The organism is Acinetobacter sp. 809848 (assembly GCF_000581275.1).
Lineage (GTDB): Bacteria > Pseudomonadota > Gammaproteobacteria > Pseudomonadales > Moraxellaceae > Acinetobacter > Acinetobacter pittii.
The window spans coordinates 1-590 of record NZ_JEXG01000178.1; the positions used below are offsets into that span (position 1 = coordinate 1).

At 48.6% G+C, this 590-nt stretch carries 1 protein-coding gene and 1 pseudogene; both read right to left on the reverse strand.

Annotated features, from left to right (window positions below; genetic code table 11):
• Positions 1-246, reverse strand: a pseudogene (locus J536_RS24650) (hypothetical protein); the annotation flags it as partial.
• An 11-nt stretch (positions 247-257) separates the two neighbouring features.
• The coding region (locus tag J536_RS24655; protein WP_032064344.1) for a CoA-transferase at positions 258-590 on the reverse strand (333 nt) is incomplete at its 5' end.

The window sequence follows — 590 nt, forward strand, 5'->3', positions numbered from 1 at the left end:
CTGATACGGTAAACCTGCAAGTAGTGCTGACATACGACCGACATTACGGTTATCTTCACCGGCTTGGTTGGCACAGCCATAAATCACATCATCGACCTGTTCCCAATCTACATTTGGGTTACGCTGCATGAGCGCTTTAATCGGCACAGCACCAAGGTCATCGGCACGGACAGGTGCAAGGCCACTGGCATAACGGCCGAATGGAGTACGGATGGCATCGATGATATAAGCGTTTTTTAATGTCATTCCCTACTTCCTTACCCTTGAGTCGCATCAATCAGAGTTGCACCCGTTAAAGCCTGTAACTCATCAAAGCTAAGACCTTCAACTTTCTCAATCACCTTCAAACCATCTTTAGTCACGTCAATCACACATAGGTCAGTGTAAATACGATCCACACATTTCTTACCCGTAACCGGATAAGTCAGCTCAGCCACAATCTTCGGCTCACCTTGCTTGGTCACATGATCTGTGGTGATAAATACTTTCTTGGCACCAACCGCCAAATCCATCGCACCACCCACAGCAGGAATCGCATCCGGTGCCCCCGTGTGCCAGTTGGCCAAGTCACCATTCGCAGCAACCTGAAA